At 66.5% G+C, this 23826-nt stretch carries 21 protein-coding genes and 2 tRNA genes; 8 read left to right on the forward strand and 15 right to left on the reverse strand.

Annotated elements, in window-relative coordinates:
• Window positions 1-45: 45 nt before the first annotated feature.
• The 9 genes from ACIP5Y_RS20165 to ACIP5Y_RS20205 are packed head-to-tail and all read right to left on the reverse strand — an operon-like array spanning window position 46 to window position 10664.
• Window positions 46-1293: an MFS transporter gene (locus tag ACIP5Y_RS20165; protein ID WP_400351774.1), complete on the reverse strand. Its 1248-nt coding sequence runs from the start codon at window positions 1291-1293 to the stop codon at window positions 46-48.
• Complete coding sequence (locus ACIP5Y_RS20170; RefSeq protein WP_400351775.1) at window positions 1290-2483, reverse strand: ATP-grasp domain-containing protein; 1194 nt, start codon at window positions 2481-2483, stop codon at window positions 1290-1292. The genes ACIP5Y_RS20165 and ACIP5Y_RS20170 overlap by 4 nt, the downstream gene beginning before the upstream one ends.
• Window positions 2480-3436: a cupin-like domain-containing protein gene (locus ACIP5Y_RS20175; protein WP_400351776.1), complete on the reverse strand. Its 957-nt coding sequence runs from the start codon at window positions 3434-3436 to the stop codon at window positions 2480-2482. The genes ACIP5Y_RS20170 and ACIP5Y_RS20175 overlap by 4 nt, the downstream gene beginning before the upstream one ends.
• Window positions 3430-4161 carry an alpha/beta hydrolase gene (locus ACIP5Y_RS20180; RefSeq protein ID WP_400351777.1) on the reverse strand — a complete coding sequence of 244 codons (732 nt, stop codon included), beginning with the start codon at window positions 4159-4161 and terminating at the stop codon, window positions 3430-3432. The genes ACIP5Y_RS20175 and ACIP5Y_RS20180 overlap by 7 nt, the downstream gene beginning before the upstream one ends.
• 18 nt (window positions 4162-4179) lie before the next feature.
• Window positions 4180-4773 carry a GNAT family N-acetyltransferase gene (locus ACIP5Y_RS20185; protein ID WP_400351778.1) on the reverse strand — a complete coding sequence of 198 codons (594 nt, stop codon included), beginning with the start codon at window positions 4771-4773 and terminating at the stop codon, window positions 4180-4182.
• Window positions 4770-6329, reverse strand: a complete 1560-nt coding sequence (locus ACIP5Y_RS20190) for an AMP-binding protein (protein ID WP_400351779.1) — start codon at window positions 6327-6329, stop codon at window positions 4770-4772. Before ACIP5Y_RS20190 ends, ACIP5Y_RS20185 begins: the two co-directional genes overlap by 4 nt.
• Entirely contained in the window at window positions 6326-8308 is a 1983-nt protein-coding gene (locus tag ACIP5Y_RS20195) for a class I tRNA ligase family protein (protein ID WP_400351780.1), read from the reverse strand. Before ACIP5Y_RS20195 ends, ACIP5Y_RS20190 begins: the two co-directional genes overlap by 4 nt.
• Window positions 8305-9354 carry an NAD(P)/FAD-dependent oxidoreductase gene (locus ACIP5Y_RS20200; protein ID WP_400351781.1) on the reverse strand — a complete coding sequence of 350 codons (1050 nt, stop codon included), beginning with the start codon at window positions 9352-9354 and terminating at the stop codon, window positions 8305-8307. Before ACIP5Y_RS20200 ends, ACIP5Y_RS20195 begins: the two co-directional genes overlap by 4 nt.
• On the reverse strand, window positions 9351-10664 hold the full coding sequence (locus ACIP5Y_RS20205; RefSeq protein ID WP_400351782.1) for a lysine N(6)-hydroxylase/L-ornithine N(5)-oxygenase family protein: 1314 nt from the start codon (window positions 10662-10664) through the stop codon (window positions 9351-9353). Before ACIP5Y_RS20205 ends, ACIP5Y_RS20200 begins: the two co-directional genes overlap by 4 nt.
• Before the next feature lie 334 nt (window positions 10665-10998).
• On the opposite strand from ACIP5Y_RS20205, the gene ACIP5Y_RS20210 reads away from it, so the two are divergent.
• On the forward strand, window positions 10999-12039 hold the full coding sequence (locus tag ACIP5Y_RS20210) for an NAD-dependent epimerase/dehydratase family protein (protein WP_400353819.1): 1041 nt from the start codon (window positions 10999-11001) through the stop codon (window positions 12037-12039).
• Here ACIP5Y_RS20210 and ACIP5Y_RS20215 read toward each other — a convergent pair.
• Window positions 12026-12454, reverse strand: coding sequence for a DUF4189 domain-containing protein (locus tag ACIP5Y_RS20215; RefSeq protein ID WP_400351783.1), 429 nt, complete (start codon window positions 12452-12454; stop codon window positions 12026-12028). The genes ACIP5Y_RS20210 and ACIP5Y_RS20215 overlap by 14 nt on opposite strands.
• A gap of 156 nt (window positions 12455-12610) precedes the next feature.
• On the opposite strand from ACIP5Y_RS20215, the gene ACIP5Y_RS20220 reads away from it, so the two are divergent.
• Both ACIP5Y_RS20220 and ACIP5Y_RS20225 read left to right on the forward strand, forming a co-directional pair.
• Complete coding sequence (locus ACIP5Y_RS20220) at window positions 12611-13375, forward strand: ABC transporter ATP-binding protein (RefSeq protein ID WP_400353821.1); 765 nt, start codon at window positions 12611-12613, stop codon at window positions 13373-13375.
• Window positions 13372-14133: an ABC transporter permease gene (locus ACIP5Y_RS20225; RefSeq protein WP_400351784.1), complete on the forward strand. Its 762-nt coding sequence runs from the start codon at window positions 13372-13374 to the stop codon at window positions 14131-14133. Before ACIP5Y_RS20220 ends, ACIP5Y_RS20225 begins: the two co-directional genes overlap by 4 nt.
• Before the next feature lie 72 nt (window positions 14134-14205).
• Here the strand turns inward: ACIP5Y_RS20225 and ACIP5Y_RS20230 are convergent.
• Window positions 14206-14290: transfer RNA gene (locus ACIP5Y_RS20230), tRNA-Leu, on the reverse strand.
• Between the two features lie 137 nt (window positions 14291-14427).
• The gene (gene mihF / locus ACIP5Y_RS20235; RefSeq protein ID WP_397009491.1) at window positions 14428-14742 is read right to left on the reverse strand and encodes an integration host factor, actinobacterial type; all 315 of its coding nucleotides are present in this window, start codon (window positions 14740-14742) and stop codon (window positions 14428-14430) included.
• A 251-nt stretch (window positions 14743-14993) separates the two neighbouring features.
• Here mihF and ACIP5Y_RS20240 point away from each other — a divergent pair, with 251 nt between their 5' ends.
• Entirely contained in the window at window positions 14994-15821 is an 828-nt protein-coding gene (locus ACIP5Y_RS20240) for a tetratricopeptide repeat protein (protein ID WP_400351785.1), read from the forward strand.
• A 67-nt stretch (window positions 15822-15888) separates the two neighbouring features.
• On the opposite strand, the gene ACIP5Y_RS20245 is transcribed toward ACIP5Y_RS20240, so the two are convergent.
• On the reverse strand, window positions 15889-18177 hold the full coding sequence (locus ACIP5Y_RS20245) for an ATP-binding cassette domain-containing protein (RefSeq protein ID WP_400351786.1): 2289 nt from the start codon (window positions 18175-18177) through the stop codon (window positions 15889-15891).
• A 158-nt stretch (window positions 18178-18335) separates the two neighbouring features.
• Between ACIP5Y_RS20245 and ACIP5Y_RS20250 the strand changes: the two genes are divergently transcribed.
• From ACIP5Y_RS20250 to ACIP5Y_RS20260, 3 genes are all read left to right on the forward strand, one after another.
• Window positions 18336-18650: a hypothetical protein gene (locus ACIP5Y_RS20250; protein WP_400351787.1), complete on the forward strand. Its 315-nt coding sequence runs from the start codon at window positions 18336-18338 to the stop codon at window positions 18648-18650.
• 97 nt (window positions 18651-18747) lie between these two features.
• Window positions 18748-18835, forward strand: a tRNA-Leu gene (locus ACIP5Y_RS20255).
• Between the two features lie 426 nt (window positions 18836-19261).
• Entirely contained in the window at window positions 19262-20665 is a 1404-nt protein-coding gene (locus tag ACIP5Y_RS20260; RefSeq protein ID WP_400351788.1) for an MFS transporter, read from the forward strand.
• Window positions 20666-20794: 129 nt separating this feature from the next.
• Here ACIP5Y_RS20260 and ACIP5Y_RS20265 read toward each other — a convergent pair whose 3' ends face one another.
• A complete protein-coding gene (locus ACIP5Y_RS20265) occupies window positions 20795-21619 on the reverse strand; it encodes a hypothetical protein (RefSeq protein WP_400351789.1) in 825 nt (274 codons plus the stop codon).
• A 433-nt stretch (window positions 21620-22052) separates the two neighbouring features.
• On the opposite strand from ACIP5Y_RS20265, the gene ACIP5Y_RS20270 reads away from it, so the two are divergent.
• On the forward strand, window positions 22053-22844 hold the full coding sequence (locus tag ACIP5Y_RS20270) for an SAM-dependent methyltransferase (RefSeq protein WP_400351790.1): 792 nt from the start codon (window positions 22053-22055) through the stop codon (window positions 22842-22844).
• Window positions 22845-22855: 11 nt separating this feature from the next.
• Here the strand turns inward: ACIP5Y_RS20270 and ACIP5Y_RS20275 are convergent, their stop codons facing one another.
• On the reverse strand, window positions 22856-23584 hold the full coding sequence (locus ACIP5Y_RS20275) for a hypothetical protein (protein WP_400351791.1): 729 nt from the start codon (window positions 23582-23584) through the stop codon (window positions 22856-22858).
• Window positions 23585-23826: the final 242 nt, after the last annotated feature.

Raw genomic sequence — 23826 nt, forward strand, 5'->3', positions numbered from 1 at the left:
CCATCCTGCCGCGCATGGCGAACTTCCGCGTGCCGGTCGTGAAGATCAGGTCGAACGCGCGCGGTCGGCGGTCATGGGGAACGAGCGCCGCAGTACCAGCGTGATCCCGGCAAACGCGACGGCCAACGCCGCTGCGCCGAGCCAGAATTGATTGCCGTGCCCGATATCGGTCAGCCAGCGGTACACGGCCACACCCGCGCCCGAGCCGAGCGATTCGCCCAACGCGGTACTGATGGCGAACAGGCTGTAGCCGACCGCCCGGCTCCGCGGGTTGATCAGGCCGACGATCATCACGTTTCCGGTTGGCACGAACAGCATTTCCGCGAGGGTGAACAAGGCGACGAAGACGATCGCGCCCACATAGCCGGGAACCAGATGCGGGGCGAGGAACGCGAGGGCGAACACCCCATACGAGACGGCCACGATGATGATCTGCCTGCCGCGGGTCAGCCGGGTGGCCAGCGGCGTGATCCCCAGCTGAAGAGACACCACCAGCAACGCATTGAGCGTGTAGAGCCAGCCCAGCTTGCCGGCCGCATGCAGTGTTGTGGACACGTACACCGCCAGCACATTGAACAGCTGACCGTAGAGGAACCAGTAGAACCAGTTGATCAGCAGGAACCGCCACACGCCGGGAGCCGCGAGATTATCGAGGTAGGCGCGCAGCGAGGAGGTACGCGCAGGCGGTTTCTCGCCCATATCGACCGTGCCGCGCCCGGCGAAGGACAATACGCCTGCGGCGCAATAGAGTCCGGCGACGCCGAGCAGCACCAGCCCGTGCTCATTCCTGCCCACGAAGAACAGCGCCACCGGCGAGGCGGCCGCGGCAGCGCCGTTCACGCTGATGCTGATGAGCGAGAACAGTTTCGACCGATCCGTGCTGCGGTCGCTGACGGCGGCGGAGAGCTGTTTGACGGCGAGCGCATTGATGGAGATCCCCACCCCGGCCACGGCGAGGGACAGCACGGTCATCGCCATTCCGGACGAGAACCGCAGCAGCATGAACCCCGCGCCCGCCAGCACGCACCCCAGCAGCGAGGACCGCGCGGCCGGGATCCGATCCAGCCAGGGCGCCAGCGGCAGATTGGCGATCTTGTTGGTCAGCGAGAACACCATGACGAGCACCGCGATCTGCCCGCCGTCGAACGAGGCCGCGGTGAGCGTCACCACCAGTGTCGACATGACGCCGTAATAGCCGAGGTAGATCAGCAGATAGAGGGTGACGACATGCGCGGTCGCCCGGCGTGCGGCGCGGGCGTCGTACGCCGTCGTGGTGGTGGCGCTCGCGGTCATTCGAGGGCTTCCGTCTTGACGCGCACCAGATCACGCGCGGCTTCCGCATTGGCCACCGCATCCTCGACGTCGTCGCCCGTGCACAGCACGTACCCCTGTCGCGAGTCCGAGGACGCCAGCGATCCGAGCTCCTGGCCCGCGCGCAGCGTGCACACCACCCGCACCACCCCGTGCGCCTGCTCGGCCACCGCGACATCGGCGACATCCAGCACGCGCACCTGCTCGAGGCCGAAGAACCGGATCGCGGCTGCCGCGGCCACCGGCGTGCGCGGCGGCCGCGGCAGCCCGCAGAGCAGGGCGATGCTTTCGGCGAAAAGATCGACGCCACTGACCATTTCGCACAGTTCCCACACCTGGTCGCCGCCGATGCGGGTCTGCGACTCGATCAGTTTCGGACCGGTCGGCGTCAGCTTGATCTCGGTGTGCGCGGGGCCGGTGGTCTGGCCGATGAGGTCCAGGAATTCCTGGATCAGACCCTCGACCGAGTGGCGCGGTGCCGGGTCGAGCCGGGCCGGAACCTGATGTCCCAGTTCGACGAAGCGCGGTGCGGGTGTGGTCAGCTTCTCGGTGATCATGGCGATCTCGTGCACGCCGTTGTGCGAGATCGTCTCGATGCTGAATTCCGGCCCGCGCAGGAACTCCTCGGCCAGCACCGGACCCGTGGTGGTGGCGCTGGTCATGGCCCACCGCTGCGCGAGTTCCGCGGCCGACTCGACGATGAAAACGCCCTCGCTCAAACCACCGTCGCGGGGTTTGAGCACGATCGGCGCGCCGCCGAGGTCGTGGAGGAAGGCCCGCGCCTCGTCGAGGCCGGCGCAGACCCGGTAGCGCACTGGGCTCAACCCATTGCGTTCCAGCAGTTCCCGGGTCCTGGTCTTGTCGCGGGTAGCGAGCACGGCGGTGAGATTGTCCCCGGCGACGCCGAGTTCGGCCGCCACCCGCGAGGCCGGTTCGAGTCCGTACTCGGTGTAGGACACCACCGCGTCGAACGGGTCGATACGGTGCCAGGCCCGCGAAATCGCCAGCAGCTCTGCCGGATCGAGATAGTCGAGCACGGCGTAGCGCTGCGCGGCGCGCAGTTGCCGCTCCTCGAACAGTTCGGGCAGCTGCACCATGGAGAACCGGACGCCGAGCTTCTCCAGCTTGCCCACCACGGTGCTGCGGCCACCGACCACCAGTACGTGGCTCATGGGCGCAACCTCGACAGATCGAGGCCGAGGCGATCGGCGAACACCCGGCTGCGCGACATCAGGACCGGCACCAGATCGGGATGGGTGTGCGCGACCTCGTCGTAGTTGAGCAGCAGGGCCAGCAACTCGTTCATCCGCTGCTTGATGTGGATCCGCAGATTCGCCTCGTCGAGGCATTTGCGGCCGAGCCCGATCGAGTTCTCCAGCAACTCGATTCGATGGAACCACCCGGCGGGCAGATAGAGCAGATCACCGGGTCGCAGATCGAAGCGGTGCAATTGCGTCTCCGGCGCCTCCAGCAGCGCCTGCCAGTCGGGCTCGCCGTCCGCGCCGCGCCGCAACTGGGCCTGCGGGCCCATCACATGCCAGCGTTTGGTGCCCACGAGCTGTGCGTGCATCACGTCGACGGAATACGAATCCTGGTGCAGGCGAGTGACTCCCCCGGTCTGCCCGAGCCACAACTGGTGATTGGTGGCGGCGTCGTCGCCGTAGAGGTTGCGGCGGAAGTCGTACTGCGCGACCTCGAGTTCCGGCATATCGGCCGCGAGCTGCGGCGCGTTCGCCTGGAACAGCCACTCCTGCAAATACAGTGGCGATTCGGTATTGCCCTCGTTCTCCTCGAGCTGCCGGACGAAGTCGGGAAAGGTGACGCGGCGGGCCTTCTGCGAGTTGTAGCTGTCGACCACCACCTCGACATCCGGGCACAATCGCGCGAGATGCTCGAAGGACCAGGTCTGCACCGCCGGCCAGTCCTTGACGAAGCCCTCCAGGACGACGGGCCGCATGGCCGCGCGGTAATCGCGGTCGAAGTCCTCCTTCGACAGCCCGCCGCGGGTCTCGAGCACCGGTATCGATTCGAATGCCGCCGCCAGCGGGCCGGAGGTGAACCCGGCCTCGACGAGTGCATGGCTGTCCGGGTCGGGCCGGCGCAGCAGGTTTTCCTCGATCACCATGACGATGAGCCTTTCTGGAGTGCAACGGAGGGCGCGGTGGCGAGAACCGCGAGAATTGCCTGGCAGACCTCGGCGCGGGCGAGGTCGTGGCCGGGCAGCCAGCGATGGATGAAGTGATCGCAGTCGAACCACAGGACCTGAACGGAGCGGGCGCGTCCCGCATGGGCCAGATATCCGTCGACGACCTCGGGCCGCGCGACCTGATCGTTCGTGCCCGCGACGATCAGCAGGTCCCCGTCGAATTCCGCCAGCCCGGCGAAGGCCGGGGAGTCCGCGTAATTACCCGGCCGGGCCTGTGTCCCGTCGAACGGGTGATGTTCCGCGCCTGCGGGATAGGCGGCGGGCACGAACAGGATCAGGGCGCGCGGCCGGACCTCGGGGACGATGCAGGCGGCCAGGTGCGCTCCCATGCTGGTGGCGATCAGCACCGGCGGCACACTCTCATCCAGGTGCGCTACCGCCGCGAGCGCCTCGGCCCGGCGCCCGGCCAGGGTGGATTCCGCCAGTATCCCGGTGCTGTCGCCATTGCCGGAGAACTCGAATGTCAGTGACCCGTAGCCGGATTCGGCCAGCTCGTCGAGCAGGTACCGGATGCCGTGCCGGGTCGCCGTCGGGCCGAGCCCGTGCAGGTACACGATGCGCGGCGGCCGATTGTTGTCGGTCAGCACTTCGGTGGCGGCGAGGGTGTGCGCACCGGCCGTGATGAACAATTCCTCGGTGATCATGATGCGGTCCCGGTGTTCTCACGATTCCAGGGCGGACAGGCGTTCGGCCCGCACCGCCGGCCATTCGGCGCGCAGCATGCTGTAGTAGACGACATCGCGGCGGCGTCCACCCGGCATGTAGTTGAAGCTGCGCAGCACCCCTTCCTCGGTGGCGCCGATGCCGGCCAGGCCCTGCTTCGCCGCGGCATTGAGCACATCGGTCTTGAATTCGACTCGCTCGCAACCCAGTTCGTCGAAGGCGTGATCGAGCAGCGCCAGCTTGGCCGCGCGATTGACGCCGGTGCGGCGCGCCGAGGTGGCCACCCACGACCAGCCGATCTCGAGGCGGCGATCGGCCTCGGCCAGATTCCCGTACGCCGAACTGCCCACGACTTCGCCGGTCTCGCGGTCGATGATGGCGAACACGATGCGAGTACCGGTCAGCGTGTCACGCACCGCGGTCTCGATGAACCGGTCCAGATCGTCCGCCGTCGTGATGCGCGTGACGAAGTACTCCCAGATGGACTCGTCGAACACGATGCGCGAGAACGCTTCCCGATCGGTGATCCGTATCCGCCGCAGTTCGACCCTCCGGTTGGTGAGAACCAGATCGGCCAACTTGCCCCAGCTCATGCGCGCTCCTTGATCTGTTCGATGACCAGCAATGTGTTCGCCGCCTCCGGCCGCCCGGCGTAGATCGCCTCGAGTTCGGCCGCGTAGCGGGTGTGGATGGTGGTGCGTTTCGGTTTGAACTGGTCGGTGAGCAGCCCGTTGTCGAAGGTGAACGGTTCGGCGGCCAATACCAGCGCGTGGATGCGCTGCTCGGGCAGCAGGGTGTCGTTCAAGGCCGTGACGAACCGCCACAGGTCGCCGCGGTCCGGGCCGGGTGAGGCGGGTGACACCACCGCGGACAGGAAGGGCCGGCCGTTGCCGTACAGCACGCACTGGTGCACGGCCGGATGCTCACGGAGCTTGTGCTCGAGCAGCGGTGACAGCACCCCGTAGCCGGAGCTGACCGAGATGACATCGTCGACCCGGCCCTGCACGAACAGGAATCCGTCCTCGTCGACGTAGCCGAGGTCGTAGGTCTTGACCTCGCCGGTGGGCAGGAACATCTTCTCGTTCGCGCCCGGCGCCGACCAGGTGTAGCGGGTATTGATCGGATGCTTGCCGCCGACGATGAGGACGCCGTCGGCGTCGAATCGGACCGTCTTGTCCGGCAATACCTTTCCGACACTGCCCAGCCGGAACTCCCCCGGATGGTTCTTCGACACGATGCACGTCTCGCTGAGCCCGTAGCCCTCGTACAGCGGCACGCCATTGTTATTGAAGAACTCCAGCATCGTCGAGGAGGCCGGCGCCGAACCCGTCCACAGGTAGCGGATCCGACCGCCGAGTTCCCGCTGGATGATGTCGCGGTCGACCGCGACACCGGACGCCTGGATGCGCGAGCGCACCTCCTCGTAGAAACCGGGGACGCCCATGATCACCGTCGGCGACGCGACCCGGGCCGCCTCGGCCGCCCGGGCGAGGGGCACGATGGTGACATCGTGACCGAAGACGAGCGCCGAATAGATCCAATACCGTTGCTGGACAAGCCAATTACCGAGGAAGGTGAGCAGGTTGTCGCCGTCACCGTGCGCGAACATCTCCTGCACCGCGTGCATGGAACTGTTCAGGCTCGCGACGGTCGCCTCGAGTCCCTTCGGCATACCGGTACTGCCGGAGGTGAACTTGATCGCGCAGATATCGGCGGGATCGTAACCGCGGTGCAGCGGATCGTGTTCGAGCGCCTCGTGATCGGTTCCGCCGCCGGCCCAGTCCGCGATCACCGACAGATCGCGGACGGGACCCTCCGCGCCCGCGCCCGGGGTGAACAGGACGGCGAGCCCGAAGCTGTCCACCAGCTCTTCTGGATCGAATCTTCCCGGCGCGAAACCCGCGGTGACCGCGCCGAGTTTGAGCACGGCGAGATCGAGCAGCACCCATTCGAGGCTGTTGGGGGCGAGGATGCCGACCCGCCCGCCCGGCCGGATGCCGAGCTCGCGCAACCGGAGCGCGACCGATATCGCCCGCGCGTCGAGTTCGGCCAGCGTGATCGAACGCAGCTCGCCGCCGCGGAAGTAATGGAGGTGATGATGGGTGTCGGTATTGCGTTGCAGTGCAATAGTATTGACGATGTCGATCATCTCGCCTCCGCCGCGTGAAAGAAGTCCGCGTCCAGCGTGATGACGGTGCCCGCCGCAACCAGCTCGACGGTGGCGGGCCAGCCCGTCTGCTCGCCCAGGCCCAGCGCCGCGGTGAGGGTGGCGGCGAAGCGCGGCATCACCGGTGTCGCGCATGCCGCCAGCAGCCGGGCCGCGGCCAGCTCGAGCGCGACCGCGGTGCGGGTCCGGTCCCGCCAGTCGTCGATCCCGGCCACCAGGTGTTCGGCGGCCGCGAAACCGGCGGCGTCCTCGACGATCCCGGCCAACTCGGATGCGGCTCGGGTGAGGGAGAACCCGTCCTGCCCCAATGCGGCGGTGATCGCCGCGCGCCGCGTCGAGAGGCGATCGAGGAAGGCCACCTGCTCCGGCGTCCAGACGCCCGCGTCGGGCGCGTGGCCGCCGTACAGATAGCGGATCCGATCGTTCAGGTCGTGCAGCCAGCGCTGCCAGGTACCGAGGAGCACCTCGTGCCGGACCCGCTCGTACTCGGCGGGGTCGAAGTTGGTGCGCCTGCCCTCCGGGCGAGTGCTCGACAGGAAGAACCGGATCGCATCGACACTGTCCGGCGTGAGCACGTCCTTGCCCCAGACGGCGTGCCCGCGGCTGGTGGAGAACTTCTGGTTGTGCAGCAGATAGAACTCGTTGACGTGGTAGTCGATATCGGGCTCCCACTCCGGGAAGGCGAGCTGGTACAACACCGGATACAGCACCGAGTGGTAGAAGCTGTTGTCGTAGCCGAAGAAATGGACGATCTTCCAATCCGGTTGCGGCGCATCGGCCTTCCATCCGGTGCCGAGCCGCGTGCCGAGCGCTTCGATGCCGTGCAGGAAGCCGTACGCCATCTCCGGCCAGACCCAGATGACCTGCCCCTCGGCGCCGGGCTCGCCCGGCGGCACACCCCACGACGACGGATGTGTGATCGGCAGGTCGAGGCGTTCCCGCGCGAGGACCCGGTGGGCCAGCTCCCGCAGCCGCGCGGGCACGCGGCCCAGGCCGTGATGGGCGGCGACCTCCTTGCGGAACTCGTGCAGCGGCAGCGAGAAACGGGCCGCACTCCCCTGTTTCGGCGGTTGACCGGTGCGCCGCGTTCGGGGATCGATCAGATCGGCGCAGACGTTCGGTTCGCCGCACTGCTCGCAGATGTTCCCATTGGTGGTCTCCCCGCATCCGGGACAGCCACCCGCGACGGCCGCCTCGTAGAGGTACCCGCCGGAGAGCTCATCGAAAAGAGCAGGGGCCGCACGGAATTCGGTGGCATCGGCCGCGGCGACGCGGGAGAAGAACCGCCGCAAGCCCTGCCGATAACCCGTATCCGTGCCGGTGACGGTGTACTGCGCGACGTCGATGTCCAACAGCCGCAGCGTCTCCGCGATCTCGGCGGAGAAATGCGCGGCCGTGTCGGCGGGCGAGGTGCCGTCGCGGTGCGCGCGGTCGGCGACATAGCTCTGGAAGTCGTCGCTGCCGGTGAGATGCCAGGCGTCGACGCCGTGCAATCGCTGGAATCGCACGAACACATCCGCGCCGAGATACGGCCCGGAGAGATGTCCCAGGTGCAGGTCACCGTTGGGGGTGGGCGGGGTGGAGAACACGAACACCGGGCGTGCGCCGAACCCGCGCCGGTTCGGCACGCTCGCCGCCACCCCGGCGGCGACCGGATCCCGCCAATACAGGTCGTAGAAGATCAGGTCGTCCGCACCGGTGTTCTCGATGACGTGGGTTTCGAACGGGTCGAATCGCAGTACCGTGCCGGGTGATACGGGGTTGGCGACGCCGTCGACGGCGATCTCGCCGGTACCCGCGACGATGATCACGACCTCGATCTCGTCGTGTCCGTGTGCGGTGCTGCGGCCGCCGGGTGATACCCGGCCCCACCCGGCGCCCGGCCCGAAGCCGGAGTCCGCACTCATGTCTATTCCGAAGGCCCTGGACAATTCGACAGGGTTGTAGCGGGTGACGATCACGCGCTGATCCTTTGTTCCGATTCGATGCCGAGCAGCTCGGCTGTCTTGGCGGCAATGGCCGGGGCGAGGCGGTAGCCGGAACCGTTCGCGGCGCCGGCGAAGACGAGCCGGCCGTGCGTATCGAGCCGCTGTATCAGCGGCTCCCGGTTCGGGCTGTAGGCATCGCAGAACACCCGGCCCGCCACGATGCGCTCGGCCAGCGGCGGGACGAGCCGCGCGAGCTCCGCGCGGCCCTCGGCCAGCGTCGCCTCGTCGAGCACCGCGGGCTCCTCGGGATTCACGTCCCAGCGCCGGCTGGTGTAGCTGAACAGCCAATGGCCTCGGTGCCGCACCGGTAGCAGGAAGGCGTCGGCATCCTGGAACACGATCAGCCGGTCGCCTGTCACCGGCACTCGGTCCACATGCAGCGCGACGACCTGCTTGACCCGAATGCCCAGCGGTGCAACGAGTTCGCGCCACGGGCGAGCGCCGACCCAGGGCCCCGGCGCGAGCACGACCCGGCGGGCACTGAGCGACTCGCCATTGCTGAGCCGGAGCTCGACCGCGTTCGGACCCGGCAGGACCGCACTGACGGCGATGCCCTCCCGGATTTTCACCCGTGGCCGCAGTTCGCCCGCCAGGGCGACCGTGAGCGCGTGGACGTCGGCGTACTGACACCCTTTACCGGTCCAGACACCCACTCCCGCGGGCAGATCCAGGCCGGGCACCCCCGTCGCACGAGTGAGCTGTGCGGACGGGAGATAGCTACCGGTCGAGTCCTCCGCCTCGCGGGCCACCAGCGACATCGCCAGCGGGAAGATCGGCAGGGACGGCGTATCCCGCAGCAGTTGCTCGTAGTAGTGGTGGCTGAACTCGGTCATCTCCCGGACTCGCGCGGTGGCCCCGCGCGGGAAGTGGACACCGGCCGATCGCCTGCTCGCCCCGCCGCCCACCAGTTCGCGGTCGATCACGGTGATTGTGAGATCGCCTGCACGGCAGGCCAGTTCGCGTGCGATGAGGCAGCCGATGATGCCACCGCCGAGCACCGCGATATCCACGTCGGTCATCCGCACACCACCTGCGCCGCGTCCTCGGGACCGAGCTTGGTCGACCAGTCGATGAACGATTCGCGCTGTTCATCGCTGCGCTCACCGCGCAACTGGTCCACGACCCGCTGACTGCGCCAGGCGATCAGGCTGAGATTGCGGTCGGCCAGACCCCGCTGCCGCACGGCGGCGTTCTGCACGAAGATCCGGCGATCCGCGGGACCGTCCCACTGCGCGGCGAAGTTCCGATCGATCCGGAACTCGTCGCCTTCACGGTCGAGCCGGTGCGCGATGGGGTCGAGGAAATCCATGCGCGCCGGGCGGAAACCGGTCGCCCAGACGATGACATCGGCGTCGAGCCGGCGGACGACACCGGGATGATTGTTGTTCGCCACCTCGACTTCCCACTTGCCGTCACCGCCGGTCCGGACCGTGCGCACCTCCCGGTTGGGGTACAGCGCGACCAGATCGTGGGCGCCCTCGACGAACCGCAGCAGATAGACGCGCTGGTAGATCTCGCGCAGCGTGGACTCGGAGATACCGTCGCTGGCGAGCAGCTGGCGGGCGTTGAACTCCTGCCGCACACCGCGATCGAGGGTGAAGAAGTACTCCGAATAGCTGGGCCCGAAGAAGTCGTTGGTGAACGGTGAGTCATCGATCGGAAAGTAGTTGGGCCGCCGGCTCACCCAGGACACCCGGCGTGGCCGGTCCCGCTCCGGCCGGTTGATCAAGTCCAGGAACACTTCCGCGCCGGATTGCCCGCCGCCGATCACGCAGACCCGCCGGCCGCCCAGTTGCGTGCCCATCGTCATGATGTCGCTGGCGTGGAACTGCCGATCCCCGAGTTCCGCCATGTCGGGCACCCAGGCCCGGCTGCCGACGCCTACCGAGATATTGTTCGCGGTCAGCGTCCGCTTGTCGGTCCGGATGGTGAAGGTCTCGTCGAAGTCGACGGCGAGCACCTGTTCACCGAATACGACATGGGGGTTCCGATCCGCGGCCCATTTCAAGTAGTTACGGAATTCCTGCCGGGGCACGGCCTCGAATTGCGCATTGATGAAGTGATAGATCTTCCCCTGCGCGTGCAGATAGGAGAGGAACGAGAAGCCGTTGGTCGGATCGGTCAGGCTGACCAGATCCTTCAACATCGAAACCTGCAGTGTCGCACCGGGTACCAGTTGCCCGTCGTGCCAGTCGAAGTCGGTCTTCTGGTCCAGGAACAGGTTCGTGATGTCCTGATGATCGTGCAGCAATGACGCCAGGCTCAGGTTGGCCGGGCCCACACCGATTCCGATGCAGTCGTAATGCGCGCACGGCGAATCGCCACTCATCAAACGGACCTCCATGGTTTTCGGATTCGCCGCGGGATCGATCCCCGGCCACAAACGTATTCACGTGGGCGCCACGCCTCCGGTTCGATACCCCGCCGGCCTCGGGCATCACCCCATTCGACAGATTCGAATCTGTGCCGTGAGATGGAACGATGTGCCTTGTCACGGCGCAGCAAGATTAGGGAGGTGTGACGAAGGAGTCAATACCTCACTACGAGTTATGAATTCGGAGGCCGGATCAGCGCTGCCCCGCCTCGGTGGCGCGGGCCAGGAACATGCGATGAGCCGTCGGTAGCATGGTCGCCGACAGTCGCCAAGGTTCGCGGGGGTGAAGATGACTCGTGCGCTCGTGCTGGGCGGGACCGGGGTGATCGGCTCCGCGATAGCCCGCCGACTACTCGCCGCCGGTTGGGCCGTGGATCTGGTTGCCCGCGACCCGAACCGGCTCCCATTCGATCTCGCCGCGGCCGGAGCGCGGTTCATAGCGGCCGACCGCCACAATGAGGCCGCATTGGCCGCCGCCTACGGCCCAGGTGCGGACCTGCTCGTCGATTGTCTCTGCTTCAGCGCCGATCACGCCCGCCAACTCCTGCCCTTCGCGAAGGACGCAAGCTCGACGGTGGTCATCTCCAGCAAGGCCGTCTACGTCGACGACGCGGGCCGGCACGTCAATTCGGCTGTCGCGCCACGATTTCCGGGCCCTATCCAGGAAACGAACCCGACCCTCGCTCCCGGCACCGGCGACTACAACACCCGGGACGGCTACGGCGCCAACAAGGTAGCCGCCGAACAGGTGCTCCTCGACAGCGGCGCTCCGGTCACAGTCCTGCGCGCATCGAAGGTCCACGGCCGCGGCGCTCGGCCGCCACGCGAGTGGTATTTCGTCAAACGCGCCCTCGACCGGCGTCCCCACATCCTGCTGGCCGGGTACGGTGCCGGCGCCGACCATCCCACCGCGGCCGCCAACCTCGCCGCGTTGGTGGAAACCGTTGCAGCCCATCCGGGTTCCCGAATTCTCAACAGCGCCGACCCGGACGCGCCCACCGGCCGCCGGATAGCCGGAATCATCGCGGACCGACTGAACCACGCCTGGACCGAAATCTTGCTCGACGAAACCGCCGACCCCACCCTGGGCAATCATCCTTGGAACGCGTGCCCGCCGATCGTCCTCGACACCACCGCAGCCCTGAACCTCGGCTATCGCCCGGTCGGCGACTACGCCACCACGGTTACCGAAGCAATCGATCGGCTCGTCGAATCGGCGGTGGCCTCCCCTGCCGGCACCTGGCACGCCGCCGGCATCGACCAGGACTTCTTCGCCGATTCCTTCGACTATTCAGCCGAGGATGCCTCGCCCCACGTCAGCCCGCGTTAGCGGTGCACTCGGTGTGCACGATCAGCACATTCGGACTCCCGGCGCTGATCGAAGCCACATCGGGCGCCGCGAAGGCATTCACCGCGGCGCTCTCGGCTTCCTCGCGTGTACTCCCGATCCCGCCGAGTAACTGACTGCCGCGGCGGGCGACAGACCCGCATCCATCGACGAACCGGGCCACCACGACACAATGCCCGAACCTGCAATGCTGCAATGCCGCATCATCGGATTCGCTCCAGCCGGTGCGATCGACCGCCCACATGACTCGCCAGACGCCGCCGAGCGTCTCGGTCGCCAGCGATCCGTACAACCGCCCGTCCGGCCCCGGCTCGGCGCCTGCTACGCCGGCCGTGGATCCGCCGGCCGCAGCGGCAACGATTGCGACAACACCGAAAACCTTGTGCGCCAGTACCATTGCCGTCGCTCCTCGCTTGGGGATCGGATCTGTGCGGATGCCGCAGGCCTAGAGTAGCTAATTGTCAGCTAAGTCTGTGCACCGCCACTACTCAGTGTTACTATCTAGCGGTAGTCAGTAGTACTGAGTAGTGTGAGGTGGCAGGTTATGACGACAATGCAAGCACCGGCGATCCAGGTGCAGGGCCTGGAGAAGTCGTACAAGCAACTGAATGTGCTACGCGGCGTGGACTTCGAAGTGGCGCGCGGCAGCATCTTCGCTCTGCTCGGATCGAACGGGGCGGGCAAGACCACTATCGTGCGCATCCTGTCCACGCTGCTCACCGCCGACGCGGGGACGGCCAGCGTCAATGGATTCGATACCGCCGCCGAAGCGGCGCAGGTGCGCGAATCCATCAGTCTCACCGGACAATTCGCGGCCGTCGACGAAATCCTCAGCGGGCGTGAGAATCTGGTGCTGATCGCCCGGCTGAGACGCGTCACGAACCCGGGCATGGTGGCGGATGAACTGCTGGAACGCTTTTCGTTGACCGATGCGGCCGCCCGGAAGGTGTCGACCTACTCCGGTGGCATGCGCCGTCGCCTCGATATCGCCATGAGCCTCATCGGCAGCCCGCCGGTCATCTTCCTGGACGAACCGACCACCGGACTCGACCCGCAGGCCCGCATCGAGGTCTGGCAGACCATCGAGCAACTCGCCGCCCACGGCACGACGGTGCTGCTCACCACCCAATACCTGGACGAGGCCGAACAACTCGCCGACCGGATCGCGATCCTGCACGAGGGCCGGATCATCGTGAACGGCACCCTCGACGAGCTCAAACAACTGCTGCCACCCGCCAAGGTCGAATACGTCGAGAAACAGCCGACCCTCGAAGACGTCTTCTTCGCCATCGTCGGCGACGCGAAGGAACTCCGATGACCACCCATTTCTTCGGCGATACCGCCATCCTGCTCGGCCGTTCGCTGCGGCACATCACCCGTAGCGTCGACACCATCATCACCACCGCGGTCACGCCGATCGCCATGATGCTGATGTTCGTCTACGTGTTCGGCGGCGCGATCCAGACCGGGTCGGGCAAGTACGTGAACTACATGCTGCCCGGCATCCTGCTCATCACGATCGCGTCGGGCATCGCCTACACCGCCTACCGGCTGTTCCAGGACATGCGGAACGGCATCTTCGAACGCTTCCAATCCATGCCGATCGCGCGGTCGTCCGTGCTGTGGGCGCACGTGCTGACCTCGCTGGTCGCCAATCTGGTCTCGCTCGTCGTCGTAGTGGGCGTCGCACTGCTCATGGGCTTCCGCAGCGGTGCGAGCGTGCCGGCCTGGCTCGCGGTCGCCGGCATCCTGATGCTCTTCACCCTGGCGCTGACCTGGCTGGCCGTCATCCCCGGCCTCACGGCAACCACCCCGGACGGCGCGAGCGCCTTCTCCTACCCGCTGATCTTCCTGCCGTTCCTCAGCTCGGCCTTCGTGCCCACCGGGTCGATGCCCGGCCCGGTCCGCGCCTTCGCCGACCATCAGCCCGTGACCTCCATCGTCAACGCGATCCGTCACCTGTTCACCCAGCAGCCGGTCGGCTCCGATCTCTGGATCGCCCTCGCCTGGTGTGTCGGCATTCTCGTGGTGGCCTATTACTTCTCGATGGCCATCTACCGCCGCAAGATCTCCTGAGATCTACCGCCACGCACGATCGGAAAGCAAAAGGGCGGTTCCGGCTGATGCCGGAACCGCCCTTTTGTTCTGTGTCCGGAGGGGGACTTGAACCCCCACGCCCTAATACGGGCACTAGCACCTCAAGCTAGCGCGTCTGCCATTCCGCCACCCGGACCGGTGGTGCTCAGCAAGGTTATCGGATGCGGCCGTCTGGACCAAATCCGCTGTTTTCGGGCGGTTTCACTCTCGGCCGGGTGCGGTGAGAGTGGTTGCCGCCGGGCCGAATTCCGACCCGGCCGGCGGCACCCGAACTCAGTGGGTCAATGCGTCCAGCAGCGCGGCGCGCTGCCGGGAACCCAGGCCACCGATGCGGCGATCGGCGGGGATTTCGGCCTCGTCCATCAGCTTGGCCGCCTTGACGGGACCGATGCCCGGCAGTGCCTTGATGACCGCGGCGACCTTGGTCTTCTTCACCAGGTCTTCCTTGTCGGCGCGCTTGAGCACCTCCGCCAGGCTGACCTTCCCGCCCTTCACCTGCTGGATCAGCTCCGAGCGAGCCTTGCGAACCGCGGCCGCTTTGGCCAGCGCCTCGGAGCGTTGTTCGGGGGTCATCGTGGGCAGAGCCATATGTCCTTACCTTTCACTCGTTCGCTGGTACGTCGGCCACGAGTAAACATGACACCGGGCCTGGTACTGCAACGACACACCGCGCGGACCAGGGGAAGCGGTCCAGCGACCGGCGAAAAGAGGCCATTCGATACAGGTCGGGCGACCAAAAGTTTGCTGGGGTGGACACCTGGCAAATCGGGGGTTCACCGGGGGCTTCTGGTACTACCGTGGGCCGCGACACACGTGCGCACCGGTGAAAGGCGGGGCAGATGACGGGGTCGTATTCGTACGCCGAGCCGGTCACTACCGAACCACCCCTGGCAGAGCGATACGACAGCGCCGAACCCGTGACCTGGAACGGCGCCGACGTCTATCCGCTCTACTCCGAAGCGGTGGGCATCTCCCCCACCACCGTGACGCTGACATTGCGCTCGGCGTCGCTGCGGTTCGGGGTCCGGAGTCTCGGTATCGGCCTTTCCGTGGACCACGGGCACGTGCTGCTCGAAGGCCGGCAGTTGCGGGGCGTCGACGTCTGGAGCGACGCCATGGAAGGCGGCATCGGCCTGCAGGTCTGCCCGACCGGACCCGAGGCGGGCATCACCCTCACCCCGGTCTGGGTGGACGCCACCGACGCGACCGTCTCCTGGTCCGGCAACTACGGCATGGTCATCACCCGCGAACGCACCGGCACGATCCTGCACTGCAGCACCGGCGTCGGCCCGCCCGATTTCGGGGAGCTCGTCGTCGAACTCGCCCTCACCGACACCCCGCCGCCGCCCGAACCACCCACCGAGGCCGGCCGGTATCGCGATGCCCTCTACGAGCTGGCCGTCGCCATGCACGGCCGTGGCGAAGAGGACCAGGCCCGCCAACTCTGGGCGCAGGCAGCCGGTTTCGGTCATCTCGGCGCGGCCTACGACCTCGGTGTGGTCCGGTACCGCGGCGGCGATTACGCCGAAGCCGAACACTGGTGGCGTACGGCCGCCGAAAACGGCGACCTACGCGCGATGGCGGGCCTCGCCGAAGTCCTCGCGCGCCGCGGCAATGTCAGCGAGGCGCGAGTCTGGCGCGCCGCCTGCGCCGGCGAATCGCAGTAGACCCGACAAGTGCAGTCGAGGCAACTACGCGGACTGTGCAATTCCGGGGCGGCGCAGGCTCTTCCGGCTAGGCCGGAACGGTCGCGCCGCCATTGCGGTAGCGCCGCAGGTACTCCCCGGTCAGCGAACCCGGATGCGCGAGCAGCGCACTCGGCGTACCGGTGAAAACGATCTCGCCGCCGTCTTTTCCGCCATCGGGCCCGAGGTCGATGACCCAGTCGGCGTGCGCGACCACATCGAGATTGTGCTCGATCACCACCACCGTATTGCCGCGCTCCACCAGCCCGTCCATGAGCGCGAGCAGCGTATCGACATCGGACATGTGCAGGCCCGTGGTGGGTTCGTCGAGCACATAGACACTGCCCGTGTTCTGTAGTTGCGTCGCCAGTTTGATGCGCTGGCGTTCACCGCCGGACAGCGTGCTCATGGCCTGCCCGAGGCTCAGATAGTTCAGCCCGACCTCGTTCATGGTGCGCAACTTGGCATTCAATGCCTTCTTCGGGAAGAACTCGACCGCGTCCTCGGCCGCCATCTCCAGCACGTCGGCAATCGATCTGCCGCGCAAGGTGAGTGCGAGCACCTTGTCCGAGAAACGCCGTCCGTCACAGGATTCGCAGTGCGTGGTGACCGGATCCATGTAGGCGATCTCGGTGATGATCACCCCGCGGCCTTCGCATTCCTGGCACGCGCCATCGGAATTGAAGCTGAACAGCCCCGCCGGCTCACCGGTGGCCTTGGCGAACAACTTGCGGATCGGATCCATCAGCCCGAGGTAGGTGGCGGGTGTGGAGCGCGAACTCGCCGCGATGGCGGACTGATCGACGAACACCGATTCCGGGTAGCGGGCCATGAATTCGTCACGGATCAGGCTGCTCTTGCCCGATCCGGCGACCCCGGTGATGGCGGTGAGGATGCCGGTCGGGATCGTGACCGTGACGTTCTTCAGGTTGTGGGCATCGGCGTCGGCGATGGTCAGTTCGCCGGTGGCGGTGCGGAATTGCTGCTTCACCCGGAACGTGCGTCGCAGTCCCTGCCCGGTGAGGGTGTCGGCGTCCCGCAGTTCGGCGAAACTGCCGGTGAAGACCACGTCGCCGCCGTGTGCGCCGGCGCGCGGGCCGACATCCACGATGTGGTCGGCGATCTGGATGACGTCGGGATCGTGCTCGACCACGAGCACGGTATTGCCCTTGTCGCGCAGCGCCTCCAGCATCCGGTTCAGCCGTCCGACATCGCGCGGGTGCAGCCCGACGCTGGGTTCGTCGAAGATATAGGTCATTCCGACCAGCGTGCTGCCGAGGTGCTTGATCATCTTGAGCCGCTGGCCCTCACCGCCGGAGAGGGTCGAGGTCGCCCGGTCCAGGCTCAGATACCCGAGCCCGATATCGGCCACCCGGCCCAGTGCGACGCGGGTAGTGTCGGCGAGCGCCTGTGCGGCCGGATCGGTCACCTGCCCGAGCACCTCCACCAGGTCGGTGATCTGCAGCGCGGTCCATTCGGCGATATTGCGGCCGTTGATCTTCGTGGCCAGCGCCTTCGGGTTCAGCCGGGCGCCGTGGCAGGCCGGGCACACGCCCTCGGTGAGGAATTTCTGAATCTGCCGGCGGGTCTTCTCGCTCAGGGCGGAGGTGTCGCGTTTGAGCTGGGATCGGGTGAACTTGTCCGCCAGCCCTTCGTAATTGGCTTTCCAGGTGCCTTTGTCGAAGGCCAATTCCACTTTACCGCCACTGCCATGTAGCAGTTCATGCCATTCGGCGTCGGTGTAGTCGCGGAGTTTCTTGTCCGGGTCGAATCGGCCGGAGCTGCCGTACATCTGCCAGGAGCCGCCGCCGGCGTTGTAGCCCGGCAACAGAATTGCGCCCTCGTTGAGCGATTTCGATTTGTCCACAAGTTTGTCCGGGTCGGCGGCGACGGTCATTCCCAGTCCGTCGCATTCGGTGCACATGCCTTGCGGGGTATTGAAGGAGTACTCGTGGACCAGCCCGCCGGAGGGTGTGCCGAAGCGCGCGAACAGGGCTCTGATCAGCGCGTAGATATCGGTCATGGTGCCGACGGTGGAGCGTGGCCCGCCGCCGACCGCCTTCTGGTCGATGATGACCGGCGCGGTCAGGTTCTCGATGGCCTCGGCGTGCGGGCGTTCGTAGCGGGGCAGGAAGTTGAGGAGGAAGGCCGGGAAGGTGGCGTAGAGCTGCCGTTGTGATTCCAGGGCGATGGTGTCGAAGACGATGGACGATTTGCCGGAACCGGACACTCCGGTGAATACGGTGATCTTGTTCTTGGGGATCTCGATCGAGATGTTGCGCAGGTTGTGCTCGCGGGCGCCGAGGACCCGAATCGTGTCGGGAGAGGCAGTGGGCATAACGACCACCATGCCATTCGTACCCCCCGAAACGTGCGGTGAATTGTGACACAAATCACAGTTCTGTCGGTGAATATCAGGGTCCAGCCAGGATTGCCGGACGATGACGGCCCTCTACAGTGGCGGTCGATCATCGAGGCCCGACCAGAGGACAACTCATGAAGACCATGCGATGGACGGCCGTCGCAGCCGCCCTGCTCACCGTCACCCTGCTGACGGGCTGCACCGAAGTGAAGACAGCGCTCAACAAGGGCGGCGACACCAAGTGCAGCGACTACGTCAAACAGGACGCCGACACCCAGCGCATGACCATCACCAAATTCATCAAGCAGCAGACCGGTGACGACCACGAGCCTCCCGGCACTCAGGTCGACCTCTCCATGGCCGCCGTCCAAACCCTCTGCCAGGTCCAGGCCAACGGCGACACCCCTATCAAGAACGCCGACATAGCCGGCATCTTCATCAAGAAGTGACGGCCCCATTCCCCCACCCGCGCACCACCTTTCACGCTGGTCAAGCCCCGATTTCATTTTTCGGTGAAGCCTCGGCTAATCTTGTCCAGCATCACCGGTCCGGGTGGCGGAATGGCAGACGCGCTAGCTTGAGGTGCTAGTGCCCGTATTAGGGCGTGGGGGTTCAAGTCCCCCTCCGGACACCAGCGAAAATGAAGGCCGTTGCGACGCAACGGCCTTCATTCGTTCTCCGGCCGGTCGCCCTGCGTCGGTGCCGGGTGAGCCTGCAGTGCTGTGAGTCTCCCCAAAATCGGTGGCAACCGTACAGGCAATTGATTAGGCTAGGAAAGTATTGGGTTTCCCGGCCACGCCGACGACGTCGTAAGGCTTGTCCTGCAGCCGGAGCGTCCGCGCTCTCGCACACTGATCCGACCGCCGCTCCTTCCCGCGGCGCTGGTGCCGGACGGAAGTCTGCCGGGCCGTGTGCGCGCCGCTGTCGACGCTCCCGCAGAGCAGGCGATATCCGAGGCCGAACACCCAAGGGCGGCGGCCGCTTTCACCTCTTCGGGCGGTAGCGGTGCAGGGCATGGACTCCCACACCTGTAGTCCGTCGCACCCTAGGAGGCAGACCTGTGAGGCCGGGAGTAGTAGCGCCGCCCCAGTCCGAAATTCGACACACTCCCGGCGACGCTCCCCCGCGCAGCACCTTCGGTTCCCTGCGAATCCGCAACTATCGCCTGTTCTTCACCGGCCAGGTCATCTCCAATATCGGTACCTGGATGCAGCGGATCGCGCAGGACTGGTTGGTGCTCAGCCTCACCGGATCCGCGGCCGCGGTCGGCATCACGACCGCACTTCAGTTCCTGCCCATGCTGTTGTTCGGGCTCTACGGCGGCGTGCTGGTCGACCGGCTGCCCAAACGGCCGCTGCTGGTGTTCACCCAATCCGCGATGGGCGCGACCGGGCTCGCACTGGGCATTCTCACCCTCACCGGTCACGTGCAGGTATGGCATGTCTACGCAACCGCGTTCGTGCTCGGTCTGGTCACCGTCGTCGACAACCCGGCCCGCCAGACCTTCGTCTCGGAGCTGGTCGGCCCGGAACAACTGGCCAACGCGGTCAGCTTGAATTCCGCGAACTTTCAATCCGCGCGGCTCGTCGGCCCCGCGGTCGCGGGTGTGCTGATCGGGGCGATCGGCAGCGGCTATGCGTTCGTGTTCAACGGCCTGTCGTTCCTGGCCCCGATCGCGGCGCTGCTGCTGATGCGCACCGCCGAATTGCGTGCGGGCGAACGCGCTCCGCGCGGTAAGGGCCAACTACGCGAAGGACTGCACTACGTCGCGGGCCGTCCCGAACTGATCTGGCCGATCGTACTGGTCGGCTTCATCGGGACCTTCGGATTCAACTTCGCAATCTGGCTCACGGCCTTCACTCACAATGTCTTCCATTCGGGCGCACAAACATACGGCCTGCTCAACACTCTGATGGCGGCAGGCTCACTGGCCGGTGCACTGCTGGCGGCGCGGCGCGCCACCTCCCGGCTGCGCATGCTGATCGCCGCAGCGCTGATCTTCGGCCTGCTCGAGATCGTGGCCGCCATGACCCCGTCCTTCTGGCTGTTCGCGCTGCTGCTGATACCGATCGGCATGTTCGGCCTGACGGTGAATGTGACCGCCAACTCCGCGATCCAGATGACCACCGACCCGGCCATGCGCGGCCGTGTCATGGCGCTGTTCATGATGGTTTTCACCGGCGGTACCCCGATCGGTGCACCCCTGGTCGGCTGGATCACCGACACCTACGGCGCGCGCGTCGGCTTCGCCGTCGGCGGCGCTATCTCCGCCCTCGCCGCGCTGGTCATCGGCCTGATCCTCACTCGCATCGCGGGTCTGCGACTCCGCGAACTGCACCTTCGCTCCGCGTGGCGGGAAGTGGTGAATCCGGCACCGCGGCACCACGATAGCGATCCTCGGCCGGCGGAGGCAGATTCCGCGACAACGGTGCACACCCGATCGCGCCCGCCGGTCGCGGCATAACCGGGCCCGAATCAGCGCCGTGTAAGAGCGGATCCGGGTCGCACCGGATGCGGCGTGGCCGGATTGTTCGGTCGCCGTAGCGGATTCGCTGGGCCGCGCCTGCCGCCAGGGGCAGGCGCGGTCGCTGGGCTAGGCGGCCGGAGCCGGCGCTGGGGCTGGGGCGGCGGGGTTCACGCAGTAGACACCGGGGCCGGTGCAGGGTGCGAGGATCGTGGAGAAGTACTGGTAGGCCGACCACAGGCCGATCGGGCCGGCGACGAGGGCGGCGCCCAGCAGGCCACCGACCGAGCCGATCAGGGCGACACCCGCGATGCAGCCGATGATCGCGCCGGGCAGTAGTCCGGCGAACAGGGTGGTGACGCCGGCGCTGACGGATCCGACCAGGGCGCCCGCGCCGCAGCCGACCACACCGCCGACGATCGCGCCGATGACGGTCCCGGTGAAGGAGGCCAGCCACGCCCGGGTGCCGAAGTTCTGCAGTTCTTGCAGGTCGCGTGGGGTGAACGACTCCGTGATCGGCTTGGCGTTCGCGACATCCGTCGGGATGTCCTGGCTCTGGGCGATGGCGCCGGCGGTGACGGTAGCTGTGGCCGGCGTGCCACCGGACAGGGCCGGGGTCATGCGCACCGAGTGATCGCCGAACTCGGCGGCGATCGGGAAGACCAGATCGTCCTTCCGGTAGGTCAGCGGTAGCGAGGCGACCGTGGCGCCGCTGCCGTCCTGGACGATGACGCTGCCGTCGACGGCCTTGAAGGTATCGCCGTCACCGGCGACGATCACCGAATTTCCGTCGCGGTCCACCGTGAATCCGGCACCGTTCAGTGTCGCCGTCTGATGGGACGGGACCACCTGCGGCTGAAATGCCGGATTCGGGTCAGGGTCCGCACCGGCGGTGCCGCACGCGATGCTCAGGGTGCCCGCCAGCAGCACCGCTCCCGCGGTGTATTTCCTCATCGACCGTATTCTCTTTCTCTCTGAATTCCTGATGGCCACCGGCTGCCGCAGAATCGACCGCCGCCCTCGCCGTCAAAGCCGCTGGTGGCCTGGATGATTCGATCCCAAGTCGGATAAACCGGAACATGGTTTCGATCACCGGGAATTCAAAAACCCGTAAAACAACGGGCGGCCGATTCGAATCGGCGTGCGCAATATTGTGTGGAGGTATAGGAGACCGTTTCGGAAATCCTTACGATCAGAACGATTCTGGCGAGCGGCGGCGTCCCGTGTCCGCGCGCCGGCAACCGACCGGCTGCGCGCGGCCCAGGCGGTCGGACACGGTCGGACACGGTTCGAGCCTTCCGCAGGAAACCCCTCGCTCCGGCCGGTCGGCGGATTAGCCTGTGCGGGAGAGGTTTGTGGTCGGCCAGGCGATTGAAGTGGTGATCGGATGAATGGAGGTAACCCGCTGAATCACCCGCACACGTCTCGTATATACGACTACTTCCTCGGCGGTAAGGACAATTACGAGGTCGATCGGCAGGCGGCGGAGGAGATCCTGACGGCCTGGCCGTCCATCCGTATCGCTGCCCGGGTCAATCGGCAGTTCATGCACCGCAGTACCCGGTTCCTGGCCGAGTCCGGGATCCGGCAGTTCCTTGACGTCGGCACCGGGATCCCCACCGAGCCCAACCTGCACCAGATCGCGCAGCAGACCGCACCGGACTCCCGGGTGGTCTACGTCGACAACGATCCGGTGGTCCTGGCACACGCCCGCGCGTATATGACGGGCAATACGCAAGGGGCGACGACCTACATCTACGGTGACGTCACCGAGCCGAAGGCGATCGTGGACGCCCCCGAACTGACCGATGTTCTCGACCTGTCCGAGCCGGTCGGACTGAGCATGATCGCGCTGCTGCATTTCGTCGAGGCCGATGTCAACCAGATCGTGTCGACGTTCCTCGACGCCTTCGCGCCCGGCTCATACCTCGTAATCTGCACCATCACAGCCGATTTCGCGCCGGAGCAGGTGAATGCCGCGCAGAACGTCTACCGCGTCCGCAAACTCCCCGCACAGGTCCGGACCCGTGACGAGGTCACCGGATGGTTCGCCGGCCTCGACCTGGTGGAACCGGGCGTCGTGCCCCCGCACCGGTGGCGGCTCGGCGAGTCGGTCGAGATTCCCCCGACCTTCGACGCCACGGTGTCCTGCTACTGCGGTGTGGCCCGCAAGCCCTGAGCGGGTCCCGCTCAGTGGGGCAGCAGTGCGAATACGGCCTCGACCGGCGGGCGGACCATCTGCTCGACCGGCGGGGGCAGCTGCCGCAGGAACTGCTCGACCGGCTCCGGGAGCGGACGCGCGGGGGCCGGCGCGGCGGGAGGCGCGGGCTGCACCGGTGCGGCCGAACCACGCGGGTTGCCCTTGCGGTCGAATCCGCGCTTGTCATAGCCTGCGCGGTCGAATCCGTGGCGGTCATAGCCGTGGCGGTCGCGGCCGAAACTGTTGAAGCCGGACTTGTCGAAGCCATCGCGGTCGTATCCGAAACGGTCGAAGCCTCCGCGGTCGAAGCCCTTCTTGTCCCGGCCGGAGTTGTCGAAGCCCTTCTTGTCGAAGCCGTTTCGATCGTAGCCACGCTTGTCGAAACCGGTCTTGTCGAACCCGTTCCGGTCATAGCCGGTCTTGTCGAACCCGTTCCGGTCGAAGCCGTTCTTGTCGAAACCGCTCCGGTTGAACCCCGTGCGGTCGAAACCGTCGCGATCGAATCCCCTGTCGTCGAACCGGTCTCGGATGTGATCCCGCCGACTGGACGTCGAGTCCCTGGAATCGTCCTGGCTGAGCGTAGAGGTGCCGGTCGACCCGTCCGCCGGATCGGCGAGGGCCGGCGCGGCCATGATGGCGGGCGCCATCACGACCGTCGCGACCGCCGTGGCCCGCAGCCCGCGGCGGTGAGGTTTTCGAGCAATGGATTTCTCGGTCATTGTTTACACCCTTCGAATCGGGAGATCCCAGCGGGATCGTCCCGACCAAGGTATGGCCCGCATCCGGCCTGCCACGTCGCCCGGAAGTGCTGATCTCGGCAGCCGATCGGCTGGAGTTCTCGTAGCCATCCGGTGTATTCCAGCGTTTTCCAGGCTGGGCCGGGCGGTGTCGCCGGTTGTGATGTGCTCGGTACGTGGGGGCGAGCAACCATCGGCGGCGGCAGGCAATGCGTGGCACGAGG

It is taken from the genome of Nocardia sp. NPDC088792 (genome assembly GCF_044750615.1).
Taxonomy (GTDB): Bacteria; Actinomycetota; Actinomycetes; order Mycobacteriales; family Mycobacteriaceae; genus Nocardia.

Coding starts and splice junctions, on each gene's coding strand:
- ACIP5Y_RS20215 (WP_400351783.1), bottom strand. CDS start 12,454: ATGGTACTGGCGCACAAGGTTTTCGGTGTTGTCGCAATCGTTGCCGCT.
- ACIP5Y_RS20210 (WP_400353819.1), top strand. CDS start 10,999: ATGACTCGTGCGCTCGTGCTGGGCGGGACCGGGGTGATCGGCTCCGCG.
- ACIP5Y_RS20180 (WP_400351777.1), bottom strand. CDS start 4,161: ATGATCACCGAGGAATTGTTCATCACGGCCGGTGCGCACACCCTCGCC.
- ACIP5Y_RS20240 (WP_400351785.1), top strand. CDS start 14,994: ATGACGGGGTCGTATTCGTACGCCGAGCCGGTCACTACCGAACCACCC.
- ACIP5Y_RS20185 (WP_400351778.1), bottom strand. CDS start 4,773: ATGAGCTGGGGCAAGTTGGCCGATCTGGTTCTCACCAACCGGAGGGTC.
- ACIP5Y_RS20175 (WP_400351776.1), bottom strand. CDS start 3,436: ATGGTGATCGAGGAAAACCTGCTGCGCCGGCCCGACCCGGACAGCCAT.
- ACIP5Y_RS20200 (WP_400351781.1), bottom strand. CDS start 9,354: ATGACCGACGTGGATATCGCGGTGCTCGGCGGTGGCATCATCGGCTGC.
- ACIP5Y_RS20275 (WP_400351791.1), bottom strand. CDS start 23,584: ATGACCGAGAAATCCATTGCTCGAAAACCTCACCGCCGCGGGCTGCGG.
- mihF (WP_397009491.1), bottom strand. CDS start 14,742: ATGGCTCTGCCCACGATGACCCCCGAACAACGCTCCGAGGCGCTGGCC.
- ACIP5Y_RS20250 (WP_400351787.1), top strand. CDS start 18,336: ATGAAGACCATGCGATGGACGGCCGTCGCAGCCGCCCTGCTCACCGTC.
- ACIP5Y_RS20245 (WP_400351786.1), bottom strand. CDS start 18,177: ATGCCCACTGCCTCTCCCGACACGATTCGGGTCCTCGGCGCCCGCGAG.
- ACIP5Y_RS20225 (WP_400351784.1), top strand. CDS start 13,372: ATGACCACCCATTTCTTCGGCGATACCGCCATCCTGCTCGGCCGTTCG.
- ACIP5Y_RS20205 (WP_400351782.1), bottom strand. CDS start 10,664: ATGAGTGGCGATTCGCCGTGCGCGCATTACGACTGCATCGGAATCGGT.
- ACIP5Y_RS20165 (WP_400351774.1), bottom strand. CDS start 1,293: ATGACCGCGAGCGCCACCACCACGACGGCGTACGACGCCCGCGCCGCA.
- ACIP5Y_RS20190 (WP_400351779.1), bottom strand. CDS start 6,329: ATGATCGACATCGTCAATACTATTGCACTGCAACGCAATACCGACACC.
- ACIP5Y_RS20220 (WP_400353821.1), top strand. CDS start 12,611: ATGCAAGCACCGGCGATCCAGGTGCAGGGCCTGGAGAAGTCGTACAAG.
- ACIP5Y_RS20170 (WP_400351775.1), bottom strand. CDS start 2,483: ATGAGCCACGTACTGGTGGTCGGTGGCCGCAGCACCGTGGTGGGCAAG.
- ACIP5Y_RS20265 (WP_400351789.1), bottom strand. CDS start 21,619: ATGAGGAAATACACCGCGGGAGCGGTGCTGCTGGCGGGCACCCTGAGC.
- ACIP5Y_RS20270 (WP_400351790.1), top strand. CDS start 22,053: ATGAATGGAGGTAACCCGCTGAATCACCCGCACACGTCTCGTATATAC.